We start from the raw sequence: 18,602 nt of genomic DNA on the forward strand, positions 1-18,602 counted from the left end.
GGCGCCGGCCCCCACAAGGACTACGTGCTGCTGGACTGCACGCACCTGGGCGCCGAGGTGCTCGAGACCAAGCTCCCGGACATCACCGAGTTCGCCCGCACCTACCTGGGCGTCGACCCGGTCGTCGAGCCGGTGCCCGTGATGCCGACCGCGCACTACGCGATGGGCGGCATCCCGACGAACAACAACGCCGAGGTGCTCCAGGACAACGACACCATCGTCCCCGGCCTGTACGCCGCGGGCGAGTGCGCCTGCGTCTCGGTGCACGGCTCCAACCGCCTCGGCACGAACTCCCTGCTGGACATCAACGTCTTCGGGAAGCGCGCCGGCCGCAACGCGGTCGAGTACGTCAAGACCGCCGAGTTCGTCCCCCTGCCGGACGGTGCGGTCGACGGCGTGCGCGACATGATCGAGGGCCTGCGCAACAACGCCGGCACCGAGCGCATCGCCGTACTACGCAAGAAGCTGCAGGACGAGATGGACCGCGGTGCGCAGGTGTTCCGCACCGAGGAGTCGCTCACCCACGTGCTGGGCGTCATCGAGGAGCTGCGCGAGCGCTACAAGAACGTGCACGTCGACGACAAGGGTCACCGTTTCAACACCGACCTCCTCGAAGCCGTGGAGCTCGGGTTCCTGCTCGACATCGCCGAGGTGGTCGTCTACGCCGCCCGCAACCGTCAGGAGAGCCGCGGCGGCCACATGCGCGACGACTATCCGACGCGCGACGACGTCAACTTCATGCAGCACACCATGGCCTACCTGGTCGGCGACCCGCACTCCTCGGACGCCACCGACCACATCAAGCTCGACTGGAAGCCGGTCGTTTTCACCAAGAACGAGGACGGCGAGTTGAAGTACCCGCCGATGGAGAGGAAGTACTGATGTCCAGCGCTCTCGTCGATCCGGACGCCGTCGCCGACCTGCAGGCCGCCGACGACACCGGCGTGCAGTCCTTCCTGGTGACGTTCAACATCCGCCGCTTCGACCCCGAGGTGGACGAGGAACCCCGCTGGGTCGACTACGACGTCGAGCTGTACGCCACCGACCGCGTGCTCGACGCCCTGCACAAGATCAAGTGGGAGGTCGACGGCTCGCTGAGCTTCCGCCGCTCCTGCGCGCACGGCATCTGCGGCTCCGACGCGATGCGCATCAACGGCCGCAACCGCCTCGCCTGCAAGACGCTGATCAAGGACCTCGACATCTCGAAGCCGATCTACGTCGAGGCGATCAAGGGCCTCCCGCTCGAGAAGGACCTCATCGTCGACATGGAGCCCTTCTTCGCGGCCTATCGCGAGGTGCAGCCGTTCCTGGTCGCGAAGTCCACGCCGGAGAAGGGCAAGGAGCGCCTGCAGACGATCGCCGACCGCGCGATCTTCGACGACACCACCAAGTGCATCCTGTGCGCGGCGTGCACCACGTCGTGCCCGGTGTTCTGGACCGACGGACAGTACTTCGGCCCCGCCGCGATCGTCAACGCGCACCGCTTCATCTTCGACTCGCGCGACGACAACGCCCAGGCGCGCCTCGACATCCTCAACGACAAGGAGGGCGTGTGGCGCTGCCGCACGACCTTCAACTGCACAGAGGCCTGCCCCCGCGGCATCGAGGTCACCAAGGCGATCGCCGAGGTCAAGCAGGCGGCTCTGCTCGGCGCGCGCTGAGCCGCCGGGAATGCGGCGTCCCGCCGCCGATGGATACGCTGGTCGGGTGACCGACCAGGAGAGGCCCATCGACCGCGCCCGGGAGATCGCTCAGCGGACCCTCGGCTGGTTCCCCCTGCGCGTGTGGCGGCATTTCCTGCAGCACAACGGCTTCCTGCTGGCCGCGGGGGTGAGCTACCAGGCGCTGTTCAGCATGTTCGCGCTGCTGTACGTGACGTTCGCGGGTGTCGGCGTCTGGCTGGGCGGCAGCGACGAGGCCATCGCCGGGCTGATCGGCATCATCAACAGCTACGCGCCCGGGCTCATCACCGAGACCTCCTCCGGCAGCACCGGGCTCTTCACCGTCGACCAGGTCGCCGAGATCGCCAAGTCGAGCACGGGAGTGCTGGCGGTCACCGGTGCGATCGCGCTCCTCACGGCGCTCTGGACCTCGGTGGGCTTCATCACCTTCGCCCGCAAGGCGGTGCGGGACATCTTCGTCATCCCGCCGGACGACCGCGGGTTCCTGCGGCTGAAGGCCCGCGACTTCGTCGCGTCGCTCGCGTTCGCGGTACTGCTCGCGATCGGCTCCGTGCTCGCCACGGCGAGCTCGACGGTGCTCAACTTCATCTTCGAGCTGCTCGGCTGGAGCGACCGCTCCCCCTGGTACAGGTTCGGCGTGGGCCTGGGCGCGCTGCTCGTCGGCTTCGTCGTCTTCACCGTCGCGATCGGGGCGCTGATGCGGTTCCTGATCGGCATCTCCCTCTCGATGCGGCGCGTGCTGCCCGGGGCCATGATCGGCGGCGCGGCGATCACCGTGCTGCAGTTCGGCGTCGGATACCTGCTCTCGTTCACGCCGTCCAATCCGCTCCTCGCCACCTTCGCGGTGTTCGTGGGGCTCCTGCTCTGGTTCCGGCTGCTGGGGATCATCGTGCTGGTCGCGTCGTCATGGGTGGCGGTGGCGGCGCACGACGACCATGAGCGCCTGATCCCGCTCACCGACGAGGAGATCCTCGCCCGTCGCCGCGACACCGAGCTGGAGGCCGCCCGCGAGCGCCTGCGGCTCGCCGTCGAGGCCCGGAGCGACGCCCCGTGGTGGCGCTCCCGGGGTCCGCGGCAGGAGGTGCAGGACGCGCTGACCGAGCTCGAGCGCCTCGAGGAGCGGTGGGATGCGGCGCGGAGCAGCGCCGCGGGCGATGTCCCACCCCCTCAGTAGTCTGGTGGCATGCCTCATCTGCGTATCGCTTCGGTCAACGTCAACGGCATCCGCGCGGCGGTGCGCAACGGGATGCACACCTGGCTCGACGAGTCCGGTGTGGACGTCGTCACGTTGCAGGAGGTCCGTGCGCAGGACGAGCACGTCGAGGCCGCCTTCCCGGGCTGGTCGATCCTGCACGACGTCGCCACCGCGAAGGGGCGCGCCGGCGTGGCCGTCGTCAGTCGCGAGCCGGCCGTCGCCTCCCGCACCGCCCTGGGCGCCGACGACTTCGACTCCGCGGGCCGCTGGCTCGAGGCCGACTTCCTGCTCGGCGGCGTGCCGCTCACGGTCGTGAGCGCCTACGTGCACTCGGGCGAGGCCGATACCCCGAAGCAGGTCGAGAAGTGGAAGTTCCTCGACGCGATGGAGGAGCGGATGCCCCAGCTCGCCGCCGACGGCGCACTGGCCCTCGTCACGGGCGACCTGAACGTCGGCCACCGTGAGCTCGACATCCGCAACTGGCGCGGCAACCGCACCAAGTCGGGCTTCCTCCCGCGGGAGCGCGGCTACTTCGACCGCTTCCTCGGCGCTGAGGGTGAACAGGTCACCGGCGTCGACGGCTCGACCGGACCCGGCCTCGGATGGGTCGACGTCGGCCGCGCCGCCCATGGCGAGGTCGACGGCCCGTACACCTGGTGGACCATGCGCGGTCAGGCGTTCGACAACGACGCCGGCTGGCGCATCGACTACCACCTGGCCACCCCTGCCCTCGCCGAGCGGGCGACCAACTACCGGGTGGCCCGCGCCGCGACCTATGCCGAGCGCTGGAGCGACCATTCCCCCGTGCTCGTCGACTACACGTACTGAGACAGCGCGGGGCGACGCCCCCATAGGATTGACACCGTGACGAAATCTCGCCTCTACTCCGGAATGCAGCCCTCCGCCGACTCCCTCCAGGCCGGCAACTACATCGGGGCGCTCCTGCAGTGGCGAGATCTGCAGACCTCCTACGACGCGTTCTTCTCCGTCGTCGACCTGCACGCGATCACCGTGCCGCAGGACCCTGCCGAGCTGCGCGAGAAGACCCGTCGCACCGCGGCGCAGTACATCGCCGCGGGCATCGAGCCCTCGCAGTCCACGCTGTACGTGCAGTCGCACGTGCGCGCCCACGCCGAGCTCGCCTGGATCCTCAGCACCATCACCGGCTTCGGAGAGGCCGGGCGGATGACGCAGTTCAAGGACAAGTCCAGCCGCTTCGGCGCCGACGCGACCTCGGTCGGGTTGTTCACCTACCCGGTGCTGATGGCCGCCGACATCCTGCTCTACCAGACCGACGTCGTGCCCGTGGGCGATGACCAGAAGCAGCACGTCGAACTCACACGCGACCTCGCCGAGCGCTTCAACTCGCGCTTCGGGGAGGCGTTCGTGGTGCCGAAGCCGGTGATCCAGAAGGACACCGCCCGCATCTACGACCTGCAGAACCCCACGTCGAAGATGTCGAAATCGGCGGAGAGCGACGCCGGCGTGCTGTGGCTCCTCGACGAGCCCTCGAAGTCGGCGAAGAAGATCATGCGCGCGGTCACCGACAACGAAGGATCGGTCCGCTACGACCGCGAGAACAAGCCGGGCGTCTCCAACCTCCTCACCATCTATGCGGCGCTCACGGGCCGGCAGATCGGCGCGATCGAGGACGAGTACGCCGGCCGCGGGTACGGCGACTTCAAGAAGGGCCTCGCCGAGGTCGTGGTGAACGAGTTCGGCCCGGTGCGCGAACGCGTTCTCGAACTGCTCGCCGACCCCGCCGAGCTGGACCGGATCCTCGCCGCCAATGCCGCTCGCGCGGACGAGGTCGCCGACCGCACGCTCGCCGACGTCTACGACAAGGTCGGCCTGCTGCGGCGGGTCTGAACGCACGTCTCCGCGCGGAACGGCACTCTCCCGAGAGGCCTGCCACGCTCTAGGATGGGGGCGTGACCGATCCGAACCAGCCGCACGGGGCAGTGCCCCCGGTGCCGCCCGTCCCCGCCCCCGATTCCGCGGCCTTCCCCGCTGCTCCGCCTGTCCCTCAGGCCGATCAGGCGATGCCCGGGTATGGAGCGCCGATGGGTGAGGCCCCGGCATACGGAGCTCCGGCCCCGGACGCCTCCGGCTACGCCGCGTCCGGCGTCCCCGCCTACGCGGCCCCCGGGTCGGCGCCGGATGCACCCGCGTACGGCGCTCCTCCCGCCGCGCCCGCCTACGGTGCACCGGACTCGGTCCCTGAGGCCACAGGCTACGGCGCCCCCGCGGACGTTCCGGCATACGGTGCACCGGGCTCGACCCCTGAGGCTCCGGCCTACGGCGCACCGACCGCCCCGGCGTATGGCGCGCCCGCATACGGCGCGCCCGCCGCTCCTCCGTATCAGGCCCCTCCGGGCGCCTACCCCGTCCCGGTGGGCGGGTACCCCGCAGCTGTCGGCGGATACGCGCCGGAGGCCCCGGTCAAGGGATCGCCGCTCCTCGGCGTCATCTCGCTCGTCGCCGGCCTGATCGCGCTGGTGGTCGTCCCGATCCTGGGCGCGGTCTTCGGCTTCCAGATCGGAAACAAGGCGCCCGGCTTCTTCCTGAGCTCGTCGAGCGGGATGTCATCCGACCTCGGTCTCCTCGCTCCGGCCCGGATGGACGTGCTCATGGCGGAGCTGACGTTCTGGGCCGGAACGGCGATCGGCATCGCCGCGATCGTCCTCGGCATCATCGCGATCGTGAAGCGCCGCGGCCGCGGTCAGGGTCTCGCCGGGATGATCCTCGCGGTCGTCGGCCCCGTGGCGTTCTTCTTCTTCACCTTCATCGCCTGCGGTGTCGGTGCCGGCGCAGCCACCAGCGGTTACTGAGAGCCCGCCGCCGCACGAGCATCATGCCCCGCCTCAGCGCGGGGCATGATGCTTCTGCTGAGCGGGGAGCAGCCCTTCGTCGATCAGCTGCTCCACGGCATCGGCGGCGTCGGACACGAAGATCGGGAGTGTCTCACGCTCGGCCGAGCTGAAGGGCGAGAGCACCCAGTCGGCCGGGTCCTGGCGACCCGGAGGACGCCCGATGCCCGCGCGCACGCGCGGGAACTCGGCGGTGGTCAGCGCCCGGGCCACATCGCGGACGCCGTTGTGCCCGCCATGCCCTCCCCCGACCTTCAGACGGATCGTGTCGAAGGGGATGTCGAGCTCGTCGTGCACGACGATCACTCTCTCGGGGTCGACGGAGTAGAACCGTGCGAGCGCCGCGGCGGGGGTGCCGGAGACGTTCATGAACGTGTTCGGTTTCGCAAGCACGACCTTGTCGCCCCCCGGGCGCAGCCAGGTCTCGACGACCCGGGCGCCACCCTTGTGCTCCCGGAAGCGCTCACCCCGGCGGGAGGCGAGCTCGTCGACCACCATCTGACCGATGTTGTGACGGGTCGCCTCGTAGCGCGGCCCGGGATTGCCCAGTCCGATCACCAGCCAGGTGGATGCCATTGGTCGTCCTCTTCGGTCGATGCGGTCAGGATACGACGGAGGGGACGCGATCTGCTCGCGCCCCCTCCGTCATGAACATCCGGCGGATCACTCCGCGGCGGCCTCCTCGGCGGCAGGAGCGGCCTCGTCGGCGGCAGTCTCCTCATCGGCGGTCTCGGCAGCCGGCACGGAGACGGCGACGAGCAGCAGCTCCGGGTCGTCGAGCAGCGTCGCGCCCTTGGGGAGCGTCACGTCGGCGGCGGTGATGTGCGCGCCCTCCTGCAGGCCCTCGACGCTGACCTCGACGTTCTGCGGGATGTGGGTCGCCTCGACCTCGAGCTTGATGTTCGCGACGTCGACGGTCACGATCGTGCCCGAGAACGACTCGCCGGTGACGACGATCGGCACCTCGACGGAGACCTTCTCGCCCTTCTTCACGACCAGGAGGTCGATGTGCTCGATGATCTGGCGCACCGGGTCCTTCTGGATGTCCTTGACCAGCGCGAGCTGCGCGGCGCCCTCGATGTCGAGGTCGAGCAGCGCGTTCGCGCGGCGGACGATCAGGCCGACCTGGTGGCCGGGCAGCGCGACGTGCACCGGGTCGGTGCCGTGGCCGTAGATGACAGCGGGGATCTTGCCCTCGGCGCGGAGGCGGCGGGCGAAGCCCTTGCCGAAGCTCTTGCGAAGCTCGGCCTGGACCTTGTTGTCTTCAGACATGGGGTTCTCCTTCGGGCGTGCAGCGATGCGCCGCACGGTGGTCTTCTGTTCGGCTTCTCGACGCGCACACGGAGAAGCAGAAGCCACTGGCCTGCATCGCCGCGTCGATAACGGATGACGCGCATGCGCGAGCATCCCTCGCCGAGGAACCCCTCCATGGTACCCGAAGACCGATAGGCTGGGAAACACACGTCCGCTTCCCCGCAGCAGAAACCGGAGCGACCCGCATGTTCGACGGCGCCTTCCTCTCCCACGCGATCCTCTGGCTGATCGGCCTGATGGCCGTCGGCGCGACGATCTTCAGCTTCGGCGCGCTGTTCGCGATGGGCCGCTCGGGCTACCGCAAGGACTGATCCGCCTCCGTCGCGGGCGACAGCGCCGCGACGATCGCCGTCACCACGTCGTCGACCCCGCCGGCGGCTCCATCGACGACCACGCCGCGCTCATCCGCCTGCAGTGGCTGCAGCGCGCCGAGCTGGGAGTCCAGCAGGGACGCCGGCATGAAGTGATCCGCCCTGGCACGCATCCGGCTCTCGAGGACGGCTCTGTCGATCGCGAGCTCGACGAACAGCGCCTCGGGCTCCTCGGCCCGGATGACGTCCCGGTATGCGCGCTTGAGAGCGGAGCAGGCGATCACCGCAGATGCCTCGGCGTGCAGCGCCTCTCCCACCAGGCGCAGCCAGGGCATCCGATCGTCGTCGTCCAGCGGGATCCCCGCCGACATCTTCGCGACGTTCGACGCCGGATGCAGATCATCCGCATCGATGAAGGGGACGCCGAGCCGGGCGGCGAGGGCAGAACCGATCGTCGACTTGCCTGAGCCGCTGGGGCCCATCACGACCACGCGCATGCCCCCACGATATCGCCCGGCCCGATGCCCGGCGCCCGGCGCTCCTCGACGCGACACACATCGGCTCCGGCACGGCGACAGCGATAGCCTGAGAGCACCCATTCCTATCGAGGAGCGCACTGTGCCCGAAGCCGCAGCAAACATCGGAGTCGTCGGACTCGCCGTCATGGGCTCGAATCTCGCCCGCAACCTCGCCAGCCGCGAGGGCAACACGGTCGCGGTGCTGAACCGCTCGCGCGCGAAGACCGACGAGCTCGTCGCCGCTCACCCGGAGGCCGGGTTCATCCCCGCGTTCTCCTACGAAGAGTTCGCCGCCAGCCTGCAGAAGCCCCGCACGGCGATCATCATGGTCAAGGCCGGCGGCCCCACCGACGCCGTGATCGATGAGCTCGTGCGGGTCTTCGAGCCCGGCGACATCATCGTCGACGGCGGCAACGCCTACTTCCCCGACACCATCCGGCGCGAGAAGGCGGTCCGCGAGACGGGTATCAACTTCGTCGGCGCGGGCATCTCGGGCGGCGAAGAGGGCGCCCTGACCGGCCCTTCGATCATGCCCGGCGGTTCGGACGAGTCGTGGGTCACCCTCGGCCCCATCCTCAAGTCGATCGCCGCGGTCGCCGAGGGCGAGCCCTGCGTGACCCACGTCGGCCACGACGGGGCCGGGCACTTCGTCAAGATGGTCCACAACGGCATCGAATACGCCGACATGCAGTTGATCGCCGAGGCCTATGACCTGATCCGTCGCGGCACCGGCAAGTCCCCCGCCGAGATCGCCGAGATCTTCGCGGAGTGGAACCGCGGAGAGCTCGAGTCGTACCTCATCGAGATCACCGCCGAGGTGCTCCGCCAGGTCGATGCGGAGACCGGGAAGCCCCTGGTCGACGTCATCCTCGACCAGGCCGGCGCGAAGGGCACCGGCGCCTGGACGGTGCAGACCGCGCTGTCGCTGGGCGTGCCGGTGTCCGGCATCGCCGAAGCCACCTTCGCGCGTTCGCTGTCCTCGCACCCGGAGCAGCGCGAGGTCGCCTCGTCGCTCCCCGGCCCGGACGAGGACTTCGTGGTTGAGGACGAGGCCGCGTTCATCGAGGACGTGCGCCTCGCGCTCTACGCCTCGAAGATCGTCGCCTACTCGCAGGGCTTCGACGAGATCCGCGCCGGCGCCGCCGAGTACGACTGGAACATCGACCTCGGCGCGATCTCGAAGATCTGGCGCGGCGGCTGCATCATCCGCGCGCAGTTCCTGAACCGCATCGCGGACGCCTACTCCGCGACCCCCGACCTGCCGGTGCTGATGACCGCGCCGTACTTCGCCGAGGCGCTCGGCCGCGGCCAGGCCTCGTGGCGCCGCGTCGTGATCGCGGCGGCGACCGCGGGCATCCCCGCCCCGGCGTTCTCGTCGTCGCTGTCGTACTACGACGGCATCCGCGCTGACCGTCTCCCCGCCGCCCTCGTGCAGGGGCAGCGCGACTTCTTCGGCGCCCACACCTACAAGCGCGTCGACAAGCAGGGCACCTTCCACACGCAGTGGTCGGGCGACCGCACCGAGATCGAGGCCGAGGACACGCACTGATCCCGACCTGATCGATGAGGGCCGGATGCCGCAGGGCGTCCGGCCCTCATCGTCTTCTCCGAGGCTCCGGCTCAGACGATCGTGTGGTTGCGGCGGAAGAGCCCCGCAGGGTCCCAGGTGCGCTTGAGATCGCGCAGCCGCGCATACGCCTCCGCGGTGAACATGCCCGGCACGGACTCCGGCGACTCCGTGCTGGTGAAGTTGCCGTACTCGGCGATCCGCTGCTCCTCGATCGCTTTCCAGTCGGCGGCGATCGCGGTGCGGGTCTCGTCATCGAGGAGGCCGGGGATGTCGAACCCGCCGGCCATGACGAACCACGTCGCATGCCGCGCCGGGAACGCGGTGTCCTCCTGCGCCACCTCGCCGAAGGCCCCGCCGAGGGAGCGGAGGAACAGCACCGACGCCGGATAGCTCGCACGGAAGGCGACGAGACGCTCGATCAGCGCGTCATCGAGCTCGGCGAAGAGCCCGTTGCCGCCGATGAAACCGGGGACGGGCCCCTCCCCCTCCGGCGCCGGCATCTCGAGCAGGATCTCCCGGTACGCCGGCACGGAGAACTCCGCGGAGACCCCCTCCTGGGCTTCCACTGCGGCGAGCGCGCTACGCAGCGCGTCGACGTCATCCCCCGCCCACACCGCCGACAGCCGGGCGCCGGCCGGGGCGCTGGGATCCATCGGCGGGACGTCCATGTAGGTCGCGGTGACCTCGCGCGGTGCGACCGCCATCGCCTCGCGGGCAGCCCGCAGCGCCGCCGCAGCGTCGCCGTCGACCACGTACTCCGCGTAGCCGATCCGCGGGAGCGGGTGCGCGGAGAAGTCGAAGCGGGTGACGACGCCGAAGTTGCCCCCGCCGCCGCGCAGTCCCCAGAACAGATCGGGGTGCCGATCGGCTGACGTCTCGACCACCTCTCCGGAGGCCGTGACAACCTGCGCCCCGATGAGCTGATCCGCCGCGAGCCCCCACGCACGCACCATCCAGCCGACCCCGCCGCCGAGGGTCAGCCCGCCCACGCCCACCGACGAGGTGTCCCCCGAGCTGATCGCGAGACCGTGATCGGCGAGGGCCCGTGCCACGCCGCCCCAGGTCGCCCCGCCCCCGATGCTCACCCTCGTGGTGCCGTCGGGGAGCCGCTCGCCGACGGAGACCTCGGCGAGTCCGGTGAGCTCGAGGCGCACCCCCTCATCCGGCTGGTGCGACCACAGCCCATGCCCGCCCGATACGACGGTGATGCCCTTCCCCTCCTGCTCCGCGCGGGAGACGGCCTGGACGACGTCCGCCGTCGACTGTGCGGTGATGACGATCTGCTGCTCGCTCATGGCGCGACACTACTGCGACCCTCCGACATCGGCGCGCCCTCCGAGATCGCCGACGATCCTCACAGACCGCTCATAGCCTCCTCCTTGGATTCTCGGTGTCAGCGGATCCACAATGAGGTCATGACGAACGACCACCCGGAGCTCCGCCGGCCCGACGGCTCTCCGCTGCGCATCCTCGCCGTCGATGACGAGCCGATGCTGACCGACCTGCTCGCGATGGCCCTGCGCATGGAGGGCTGGGAGGTGCGCACCGCGGCGAGCGGGCTCGAGGCGCTGCAGACCGCCCGGGAGTTCGAGCCCGACGCCCTCGTGCTCGACGTGATGATGCCCGACCTCGACGGGATGAGCGTGCTGCGACGCCTCCGCGAGTCGGGGAACCTCGTGCCGGTCGTCTTCCTCACCGCGAAGGACGCCGTGGAGGATCGCATCTCCGGGCTGACCGCCGGCGGCGACGACTACGTCACCAAGCCCTTCAGCCTGGAGGAGGTGATCGCGCGGCTGCGCGCCGTCATCCGCCGGGCGGGACAGGTGCGCTCCGACGACGAGCAGGCGATCCTCCGCGTGGCCGACCTCTCGCTCAACGAGGACAGCCACGAGGTGTTCCGCGGGGACGACGAGATCGAGCTGACCGCGACCGAGTTCGAGCTGCTCCGCTACCTCATGCGCAACGACCGTCGCGTGCTGTCGAAGGCGCAGATCCTCGACCGGGTGTGGAGCTACGACTTCGGCGGGAAGTCGTCGGTCGTCGAGCTGTACATCTCCTACCTGCGCAAGAAGATCGACGCGGGGCGCGCCCCGCTGCTGCACACCGTCCGCGGCGTGGGGTACATGATCAAGGCACCGCAGTGACGCCTGCGGCGTGGTGATGAGGATCGCGGGTTGACGTGAGTGCGGCGAAGCGCAGGCCTCTGAGCCTGCAGGCACGGCTGATGGCCGCGGTGATCGGCTTCGTGTCGCTGATCCTGGTCATCGTCGCGATCATCACGAGCGCCACGCTCGGACTGACGCTGGAGAGCCAGCTCGACACCGAGCTGCGCTCGCTGTCGTCGAAGACCGAGGCATGGACGGAGCAGGCGATCCAGTCGAATCCCGTGGCGGTCACGCCCGGGACCGTCCTCGATCAGCGCTCCGTGCCGAGCACGGGCATCCTCTACACCGTCGCCGGGCACGGCGGCCAACCCTCCGGGGCGATCGTCGGCACCGACGGCAAGCTGCGCGACCTCACCTCGCTGCAGCTCGCCGCCGCGACCTACGCGGTGCAGGAGCTGAACGTGCCGGTCACCACCGAGACGGCGGGGGTCTCCTGGCGGCTGATCGCGCAGCAGACGCGCTCCGGCGCGATCGTCATCACCGGCCTCCCCCGCGACAACATCCAGCTCACGATGACGCACCTGTTCACGGTGATCGCCCTCGCGACGGTCGGCGGGCTCATCCTCCTGGCCCTGACCACGGCCCTGACCATCAGCGTCGGCCTGCGCCCGCTGCGCAGCGTGGTTGCGACGGCGACCCGTGTCGCCGGGCAGCCCCTCGACCGCGGAGAGGTCTCGATCACGGAGCGCGTGCCCGAGGAGGAGGCCGATCCCGGCACCGAGTTCGGGCGCGTGGGCGTGGCCCTCAACACCCTGCTCGACCACGTGGACACCTCCCTGGCCGCCCGGCAGCGGAACGAGGAGCGGATGCGGCGGTTCGTCGCCGACGCGAGCCACGAGCTGCGCACGCCGCTCGCGTCGATCCGCGGCTATTCGGAGCTGTCCCTCCGCGCCCTCCGGCAGCCCTCCGCGGCCGCGGGCACGGTGGAGAGCACCGAGGCAGCTCTGGAGCGCATCCAGGCGCAGTCGCTGCGCATGACGCGGCTGGTGGAGGATCTGCTGCTGCTGGCCCGCCTCGACGAGGGGCGTGAGCTCGTGCACTCTCCGGTCGACCTCACGCAGCTCGCCGTGGAGGAGCTGACGGATGCACGCCCCACGGCCACGGAGCACCGCTGGGAGCTCGACGTCCCCTCCGACCCGGTGATGGTCGACGGCGACGCGGGGCGACTGCACCAGGTCGTCGCGAACCTGTTGGCGAACGCCCGCACGCACACCCCCGCGGGCACCACCGTGACACTCAGCGTGACCGCCGCCGGCGGCCACGCCGAACTGCGCGTGCACGACGACGGCCCCGGGATCGATCCTCAGCTGCAGACCGAGATGTTCGCGCGATTCGCACGCGGTGACGCCTCGCGCGCGCGGCAGACCGGCGGCACCGGTCTCGGCCTCGCGATCGTGAAGGCGATCGTGGAGGGCCACGGCGGCACGATCGCGGTCGAGAGCACGCCCGGCGACACGAGCTTCGTCGTGCGCCTGCCCCTCTCGGCTCCTGCGCCCTCCGACGCCTGAGGCGTCGCTCTCCGGGGCGGGACGCGCCGGTGTCAGTAGCCGGCGAAGGCGTCGGTGGTGAGACTGCGCGCCTGCTGGAGCGCGGGCGCGAGATCGGCGATGAGACGCGGCGGTCCGGAGATGAAGGCGTGCCGGGCGGCGAGGTCCGGCACGAGCCGGTGCAGCCCGTCCGCGTCGAGCCGGGCGCCCCGCCCCCACGTCCAGCTCGCGGGCAGCGCCGCCGGCTCGTCGCGCGTGAAGGCGAGCACCCGGGCGCCGGTCTGCTCCAGCTCCTCGCGGAACGCCAGCTCTGCGGCCTCCGCGGCCACGTAGACGAGCACGACATCGCGCTCGGCCCCCGTCGCCCGCAGCTGACGCAGCTGCGACACGAAGGGCGTCACCCCGATCCCCGCGGCGACCATGAGGACCGGTCCGTCGCCACGCGGCAGCACGAAATCGCCCCAGGTGCCGGTCACCGCGAGCACGGCGCCCGGCTGCGCCGCGGCGAGAGCGCGCTTGTAGCTGGAGGGATGCTTCTGGTCCCCGTCCTTGTACGCGATGCGCAGCGTCGGCAGGTCGGCGGGCGCGGAGAGGATGCTGAACTCGCGCCGGGTCCCGCGGGCGTCCGGATGGGCGTGCGGCACATCGAGCTCGAGGTACTGGCCGGCGACGAAGCGCAGGCGGCTCTTGGTGCGGAACGTGAGCTCCTGCACCATCGGCGTCGCGAACCGGCGCTGTTCGAGGACCAGGCGAACCGACCCGCGCAGCGCGAAGGCGAACGCGAGCAGGTTGCCGATGAGCAGCGCCCGCTCCTGCCCGAGCGTGAACAGGCCGGCGACCGGGATGGGCCACCCGACCAGCACGCCGACCAGCGCCGCGACCCAGACCTGCTGCCAGCGGCGCGGAGGGAGGGTGAGGGGCTCGGACAGCATGAACGCCCCGAGGAACAGGATCGGCGACTGCAGCACCGCGAGCGAGAGCGCGTCGCCCGGCGAGAAGCCGAGCCCCGCCGCGCCGAGCTGAACCGCCTGCCGTCCGACCGACACGGCGATCGCGATCACGGCGAAGACCAGCACGATGCGCACCTTCTCGGTGCGCCAGACGACGGCGAGGCCGAGGAGGGCGACGGGGATCGCCATCGCGGGCGTGCCGACCCACCACGACGCCGTGGTGCCGAGTCCGAGGATCGACACCAGTGCGGCTCCGAGTGCGGCCGGATTGAGGATGTGCCGGCCCCGCCAGGCGATGAGGTACTTGGAGAGGCTGGCGAGCGCTCCGGCGAGCGCGAGGCCGCCGAGGCCGGCCGGTTCGAGCGAGGGCTGCAGAACGAACAGCAGGATCAGCGACGAGACCAGCGAGGACTCGATGCGCCACGGCAGCCGGAGGATGCGCTGCGCCGCGGCATCGACCGCGCAGATCGCGATCGCGAGCACCGCGAACGAGACCAGCAGCTCGAGCGGCCCCGGCCCCACCTGCCCCAGGAGCGACAGCACGAGGGCGATGCCGCCGAGCGCGACGAGGGCGAAGAGAACCAGGCGGTACATCGAGATCGTGGCGAGGACGGCCAGCACCCGCTGGCGGGTCGCCGTGAGGGATCGGATCACACCACTACTCTTCCGCATCTTCGCCGTGCGGCGGCGTTTCCGGCACCGGGAGGAGGTCACGCCGCCAGGAACAGCTCTCCGGGGAACCCGGGCGAGCTCTCGATCCGCCCGTCGGTCGACATGCGCACCCATCCGGCATCGTGGCGGGCCGCGAACCGCTCGCCGCCATCGAAGAACACGGCGGTGGCGGCCGCATCCGCGTGCAGTGCGTCGACGGCGATCGCCCACGTGGCCGCCCACCGGCGGACGGGCAGCCCGGTACGCGCGTCGATCACATGATGGAGCCCGTCGCCCCAGGCGCGGCGTCCGATGCCCGAGGCGCACAGCGCTCGATCGCGGATGACGGCGACCCCGACGGCGAGCGCAGGATCGTAGGGATGCTCCAGCGCGACCCGCAGCTCGCCACCGCGTGTCGCGAGGTCTCCCCCGGCATCGACGACGATCCGCCCCCGCACTCCCGCGAGGACGCTCAGGACCCGATCGACCAGACGGCCCTTGCCGAGGGCGCCGACGTCGATGACCGCCGGCTCCGCGAGCGTCAGCGTCTCCGACGACCAGTGGAGCACGCGGGTCCAGTCGGCGGGCGCGGGGCGCGGCTCACCGGGCACGAGCGAGTACCCGGCGTCGTATCCGAGCGCGACCAGCGCGTCCCCGGCGAGGGGGTTCACCGCGCCGGCGGTCGCGTCGGACAGCTCCCGGTAGAGATCGAGCATCGCCACGGCGTCCACCGGGGCCGGAATCCCTCCTCCCCCGGAGATCGCCGACACCGCGGAGTCCTCGCGGAACCTCGACCAGCCCCGGTCGAAGGCGTCGATCACGGAGCGCACCTCCGCGCGGCGTTCGTCGTCGACCGGCGCCTCCGTCTCGATCTCCCAGACGGTGCCGATCGCGTCGAAGCGCCAGAGGCTCACGCCGCCGCCTGCTCCTTGATGAGCTCGAGAGCACGGTTGAAGCCCCCGCTCGTGAGAGAGGAGCCCGCGACGCGGTCGACCTTCAGCTCGTCGATCCGCTTCCCGTCGACCACCGCGGCGATGCCGTCGATGAACTGCCCCTGGTACCGCTCCGTCTCACGGGCCTGCGGATCGCCCGTGACCTCGACGTCGGTCACGGAGCCGTCCTTCAGGGTGAGGGTCACCGAGATCTTCTCGACCGTCTCCGGTGTCTGGTACGAGCCCTCTGCGGTGTACGTGCCGTCCTTGTAGCCGGCGGACCCCGTTCCCGACCCCGAGGGCGCAGTCCCGCCCGGGGTGGACTCGGCCGTCGCGGCGCCGGAGCAGCCCGCGAGCAGCAGGGCGCCGGCGACGCCGACGAGGGCGGTGGCGGATCGTGCGGTGCGCGAGGTCATGACTCCAGCATCCGATGAGGGCCTATGAGTTCCCCCTGCGGATGCCGTGGAGACCGTGAGGATCAGGCCTCGCCGTTGAACATGCTCGTGACGGAGCCGTCCTCGAAGACCTGCTTGATCGCCGTCGCCAGCAGCGGCGCGATCGGCAGGATCCGGAGACCCGGGAAACGGCGCGACTCGGTCAGCGGGATCGTGTCGGTGACGACGACCTCGTCGATCGCGGAGTCCTGCAGGCGCTCGGATGCGGGATCGCTGAAGATCGCGTGGGTCGCGGCGACGATCACCTTGCGGGCGCCGTTCGCCTTGAGGGCCTGCGCGGCCTTCACGATCGTGCCGCCGGTGTCGATCATGTCGTCGACCAGGAGACAGGTGCGCCCGTCGACCGTGCCGACGATCTCGTGCACCGTGACCTGGTTGGCGACCTTGGGGTCGCGGCGCTTGTGGATGATCGCCAGCGGCGCGCCCAGGCTGTCCGACCACGTGTCGGCCACGCGCACGCGCCCCATGTCCGGCGAGACGATCGTGAGGGTCTCGCGGTCTTCCGCGGTCAGCTCGCGCTCGAAGTGGTCGAGCAGCACCGGCTTGGCGAACAGGTGGTCGACGGGACCGTCGAAGAAGCCCTGGATCTGGGCGGCGTGCAGGTCGACGCTCATCACGCGGTCGGCGCCGGCGACCTTCAGCATGTCGGCGACCAGGCGGGCGCTGATCGGCTCGCGTCCGCGGCCCTTCTTGTCCTGACGGGAGTACGGGTAGTACGGCGCGACGACGGTGATGCGCTTCGCCGACGCGCGCTTGGCGGCGTCGAGCATGATGAGCGTCTCCATGAGCCACTCGTTGACCGGCTCCCCGAAGGACTGCACGATGAAGAGGTCGCATCCGCGGATCGACACCTCGAAGCGGGCGTAGATCTCGCCCGAGGCGAAGGTGCGGTGCTCGACGGGGGCGATCTCGGTGCCGAGCGCCTCGGCGACCTGCCGGGTCAGCTCGGGATGCGAGCGTCCTCCGGCGACGACGAGCCGCTTCTTGGTCTTCGCGATCAGGCCCGGCGCGACGCCGTTGTCCCTGTCGAGCTCCACCGTCTTCTTCTTGCTGCGACCCATCGGTCCCGCCTATTCCGCCGTTCGCGACCGGGCGGCAGCATCCGCCGCGCCCGTGCCTGCCCTGTTCTTCTCGACCCACCCCTCGACATTGCGCTGAGGGGCCACGCTCATGGCCAGTGCACCCGCCGGGACGTCCTTCCGGACGACGGCGCCGGCGCCGGTCTTCGCTCCAGCACCCAGCCTAACGGGCGCGACGAGCACCGTGTGCGACCCGGTGTGCACCTCGTCGCCGATCTCGGTGCGGTGCTTGTCGACGTCGTCGTAGTTCGCGGTGATCGTGCTCGCCCCGAGGTTGACCCCGCGGCCGATCGTCGCGTCGCCGACGTAGGAGAGGTGCGGCACCTTGCTCCCCTCGCCGATCTCGGCGTTCTTGGTCTCGACGTAGGCGCCGATCTTGCCGTTCGCACCGAGCACGGTGCCGGGACGCAGGAAGGAGAACGGGCCCACCGTGGCCCCGGCTCCGATCACGGCGAGCGTCGCATCGGTGCGCTTCACCACCGCGTCCTCGCCCACCTCGCAGTCGACCAGGGTGGTGTCCGGCCCGACCGTCGCGCCCGGCGCGATCGTGGTGGCGCGGAGGATGTGCGTGTTCGGCAGGATCGTGACGTCGGGCGCGAGCACGGCGTCGTCGTCGATCCAGGTCGTGAGGGGATCGACCACGGTCACGCCCTCGCGCTGCCACCGGCGCACGATGCGCTGGTTCAGCACGCGGCCCGCCTCGGCGAGCTGCACGCGGTCGTTGATGCCGAACGTGGAGGCCACGTCGTCGGCCAGCTCGGCCGCCACCGTCTCGGCGTCTCCGCGCAGCAGGCCGATCACGTCGGTGATGTAGAGCTCGCCCTGCGCGTTGTCCTGCGTGATGCGGCCGAGCTGCGTGCGCAGGGAGGCGGCGCGGAAGACGTAGATGCCCGCGTTGATCTCGTGCACGGCGGCCTCGGCCTCGTCCGCGTCCTTCTGCTCGACGATCCGCTCCACCACGCCGTCGGCGTTGCGGATGATGCGGCCGTAGCCCGTCGGGTCGTCGAGGAGGGCGCTCAGCAGCGTGGCCGACGCGGCGGCCGCGCGATGGCCGTCGACCAGGGCGCGGAGCGTCTCGACCTCGAGCAGGGGCACGTCCCCGGAGAGCACGAGCACATCGCCGTCGAAGCCCTCCGGCAGCGCGTCGAGCGCGACCTGCACGGCCCGTCCTGTGCCCGGGATCTCGTCCTGATCGACGATCACGACGTCGGGGTACTGCGTCGACAGCGCGTCGACCACCTGGTCGCGCTCGTGCCGGACGACGACCTCGACGTGCTCGGCGCCGAGGTGGGCGGCCGTCGCGAGCACGTGCCCGACGAGCGAGCGGCCGCCGATCTCGTGCAGCACCTTCGGGCGCCGCGACTTCATGCGGGTGCCCTGTCCTGCCGCGAGGACGATGATGGCCAGACTGTTCTGCGTCATG

Annotated in this window: 19 protein-coding genes; 10 read left to right on the plus strand and 9 right to left on the minus strand. The window is 70.6% G+C overall.

Annotated elements, in window-relative coordinates:
• The 6 genes from ABWO84_RS10390 to ABWO84_RS10415 form a co-directional block, all read left to right on the plus strand.
• Positions 1-882: FAD-binding protein (locus ABWO84_RS10390; RefSeq protein ID WP_353114479.1), on the plus strand; the 882-nt coding region annotated here is incomplete at its 5' end.
• A complete protein-coding gene (locus tag ABWO84_RS10395) occupies positions 882-1,661 on the plus strand; it encodes a succinate dehydrogenase iron-sulfur subunit (RefSeq protein ID WP_353114481.1) in 780 nt (259 codons plus the stop codon). The genes ABWO84_RS10390 and ABWO84_RS10395, both read left to right, overlap by 1 nt.
• A 46-nt stretch (positions 1,662-1,707) precedes the next feature.
• Positions 1,708-2,856, plus strand: a complete 1,149-nt coding sequence (locus ABWO84_RS10400; RefSeq protein WP_353114483.1) for a YihY/virulence factor BrkB family protein — start codon at positions 1,708-1,710, stop codon at positions 2,854-2,856.
• A gap of 9 nt (positions 2,857-2,865) precedes the next feature.
• Positions 2,866-3,705, plus strand: a complete 840-nt coding sequence (locus tag ABWO84_RS10405; protein WP_353114484.1) for an exodeoxyribonuclease III — start codon at positions 2,866-2,868, stop codon at positions 3,703-3,705.
• 36 nt (positions 3,706-3,741) lie between these two features.
• Positions 3,742-4,746 (plus strand): tryptophan--tRNA ligase, encoded by a 1,005-nt coding sequence (gene trpS, locus ABWO84_RS10410; RefSeq protein WP_353114485.1) that lies wholly within the window; start codon positions 3,742-3,744, stop codon positions 4,744-4,746.
• 62 nt (positions 4,747-4,808) lie between these two features.
• The gene (locus tag ABWO84_RS10415) at positions 4,809-5,708 is read left to right on the plus strand and encodes a hypothetical protein (protein ID WP_353114487.1); all 900 of its coding nucleotides are present in this window, start codon (positions 4,809-4,811) and stop codon (positions 5,706-5,708) included.
• Positions 5,709-5,741: 33 nt separating this feature from the next.
• Here the strand turns inward: ABWO84_RS10415 and pth are convergent, their stop codons facing one another.
• Together pth and ABWO84_RS10425 are read right to left on the minus strand one after the other, a co-directional pair.
• A complete protein-coding gene (pth, locus tag ABWO84_RS10420) occupies positions 5,742-6,323 on the minus strand; it encodes an aminoacyl-tRNA hydrolase (RefSeq protein WP_353114488.1) in 582 nt (193 codons plus the stop codon).
• Positions 6,324-6,410: 87 nt separating this feature from the next.
• Positions 6,411-7,019 carry a 50S ribosomal protein L25/general stress protein Ctc gene (locus ABWO84_RS10425; protein WP_353114489.1) on the minus strand — a complete coding sequence of 203 codons (609 nt, stop codon included), beginning with the start codon at positions 7,017-7,019 and terminating at the stop codon, positions 6,411-6,413.
• 227 nt (positions 7,020-7,246) lie between these two features.
• Here ABWO84_RS10425 and ABWO84_RS10430 point away from each other — a divergent pair, with 227 nt between their 5' ends.
• Entirely contained in the window at positions 7,247-7,372 is a 126-nt protein-coding gene (locus ABWO84_RS10430) for a hypothetical protein (RefSeq protein WP_353114491.1), read from the plus strand.
• On the opposite strand, the gene ABWO84_RS10435 is transcribed toward ABWO84_RS10430, so the two are convergent.
• Positions 7,357-7,869, minus strand: coding sequence for a gluconokinase (locus tag ABWO84_RS10435; protein WP_353114493.1), 513 nt, complete (start codon positions 7,867-7,869; stop codon positions 7,357-7,359). The genes ABWO84_RS10430 and ABWO84_RS10435 overlap by 16 nt on opposite strands.
• Before the next feature lie 121 nt (positions 7,870-7,990).
• Between ABWO84_RS10435 and gnd the strand changes: the two genes are divergently transcribed.
• Positions 7,991-9,439: an NADP-dependent phosphogluconate dehydrogenase gene (gene gnd, locus ABWO84_RS10440; RefSeq protein ID WP_353114494.1), complete on the plus strand. Its 1,449-nt coding sequence runs from the start codon at positions 7,991-7,993 to the stop codon at positions 9,437-9,439.
• Between the two features lie 71 nt (positions 9,440-9,510).
• Here gnd and ABWO84_RS10445 read toward each other — a convergent pair whose 3' ends face one another.
• Positions 9,511-10,755 carry an FAD-binding oxidoreductase gene (locus tag ABWO84_RS10445; RefSeq protein WP_353114495.1) on the minus strand — a complete coding sequence of 415 codons (1,245 nt, stop codon included), beginning with the start codon at positions 10,753-10,755 and terminating at the stop codon, positions 9,511-9,513.
• A 120-nt stretch (positions 10,756-10,875) separates the two neighbouring features.
• On the opposite strand from ABWO84_RS10445, the gene ABWO84_RS10450 reads away from it, so the two are divergent.
• Positions 10,876-11,604, plus strand: coding sequence for a response regulator transcription factor (locus tag ABWO84_RS10450; protein ID WP_353114496.1), 729 nt, complete (start codon positions 10,876-10,878; stop codon positions 11,602-11,604).
• An 80-nt stretch (positions 11,605-11,684) separates the two neighbouring features.
• On the plus strand, positions 11,685-13,133 hold the full coding sequence (locus ABWO84_RS10455; RefSeq protein ID WP_502915410.1) for a sensor histidine kinase: 1,449 nt from the start codon (positions 11,685-11,687) through the stop codon (positions 13,131-13,133).
• Positions 13,134-13,165: 32 nt separating this feature from the next.
• Here the strand turns inward: ABWO84_RS10455 and ABWO84_RS10460 are convergent, their stop codons facing one another.
• From ABWO84_RS10460 to glmU, 5 genes are all read right to left on the minus strand, one after another.
• Entirely contained in the window at positions 13,166-14,716 is a 1,551-nt protein-coding gene (locus ABWO84_RS10460) for an FAD-dependent oxidoreductase (protein WP_353114499.1), read from the minus strand.
• A gap of 56 nt (positions 14,717-14,772) precedes the next feature.
• Entirely contained in the window at positions 14,773-15,627 is an 855-nt protein-coding gene (locus ABWO84_RS10465; RefSeq protein WP_353114500.1) for an FAD:protein FMN transferase, read from the minus strand.
• Positions 15,624-16,061 carry an FMN-binding protein gene (locus ABWO84_RS10470; protein WP_353114501.1) on the minus strand — a complete coding sequence of 146 codons (438 nt, stop codon included), beginning with the start codon at positions 16,059-16,061 and terminating at the stop codon, positions 15,624-15,626. The genes ABWO84_RS10465 and ABWO84_RS10470 overlap by 4 nt, the downstream gene beginning before the upstream one ends.
• Positions 16,062-16,123: 62 nt before the next feature.
• Positions 16,124-17,161 carry a ribose-phosphate diphosphokinase gene (locus ABWO84_RS10475; RefSeq protein ID WP_353114503.1) on the minus strand — a complete coding sequence of 346 codons (1,038 nt, stop codon included), beginning with the start codon at positions 17,159-17,161 and terminating at the stop codon, positions 16,124-16,126.
• A gap of 9 nt (positions 17,162-17,170) precedes the next feature.
• Positions 17,171-18,601 carry a bifunctional UDP-N-acetylglucosamine diphosphorylase/glucosamine-1-phosphate N-acetyltransferase GlmU gene (gene glmU / locus ABWO84_RS10480; protein WP_353114504.1) on the minus strand — a complete coding sequence of 477 codons (1,431 nt, stop codon included), beginning with the start codon at positions 18,599-18,601 and terminating at the stop codon, positions 17,171-17,173.
• Position 18,602: the final 1 nt, after the last annotated feature.

The organism is Microbacterium sp. (genome assembly GCF_040394595.1).
In the GTDB taxonomy this organism is placed as follows: domain Bacteria; phylum Actinomycetota; class Actinomycetes; order Actinomycetales; family Microbacteriaceae; genus Microbacterium.

What these genes read in the sequence shown, in the direction of transcription:
- ABWO84_RS10395 (WP_353114481.1), top strand. Translation starts at nt 882, where the DNA reads ATGTCCAGCGCTCTCGTCGATCCGGACGCCGTCGCCGACCTGCAGGCC.
- ABWO84_RS10405 (WP_353114484.1), top strand. Translation starts at nt 2,866, where the DNA reads ATGCCTCATCTGCGTATCGCTTCGGTCAACGTCAACGGCATCCGCGCG.
- pth (WP_353114488.1), bottom strand. Translation starts at nt 6,323, where the DNA reads ATGGCATCCACCTGGCTGGTGATCGGACTGGGCAATCCCGGGCCGCGC.
- ABWO84_RS10425 (WP_353114489.1), bottom strand. Translation starts at nt 7,019, where the DNA reads ATGTCTGAAGACAACAAGGTCCAGGCCGAGCTTCGCAAGAGCTTCGGC.
- ABWO84_RS10430 (WP_353114491.1), top strand. Translation starts at nt 7,247, where the DNA reads ATGTTCGACGGCGCCTTCCTCTCCCACGCGATCCTCTGGCTGATCGGC.
- ABWO84_RS10435 (WP_353114493.1), bottom strand. Translation starts at nt 7,869, where the DNA reads ATGCGCGTGGTCGTGATGGGCCCCAGCGGCTCAGGCAAGTCGACGATC.
- ABWO84_RS10445 (WP_353114495.1), bottom strand. Translation starts at nt 10,755, where the DNA reads ATGAGCGAGCAGCAGATCGTCATCACCGCACAGTCGACGGCGGACGTC.
- ABWO84_RS10450 (WP_353114496.1), top strand. Translation starts at nt 10,876, where the DNA reads ATGACGAACGACCACCCGGAGCTCCGCCGGCCCGACGGCTCTCCGCTG.
- ABWO84_RS10455 (WP_502915410.1), top strand. Translation starts at nt 11,685, where the DNA reads ATGGCCGCGGTGATCGGCTTCGTGTCGCTGATCCTGGTCATCGTCGCG.
- ABWO84_RS10470 (WP_353114501.1), bottom strand. Translation starts at nt 16,061, where the DNA reads ATGACCTCGCGCACCGCACGATCCGCCACCGCCCTCGTCGGCGTCGCC.
- ABWO84_RS10475 (WP_353114503.1), bottom strand. Translation starts at nt 17,161, where the DNA reads ATGGGTCGCAGCAAGAAGAAGACGGTGGAGCTCGACAGGGACAACGGC.
- glmU (WP_353114504.1), bottom strand. Translation starts at nt 18,601, where the DNA reads ATGACGCAGAACAGTCTGGCCATCATCGTCCTCGCGGCAGGACAGGGC.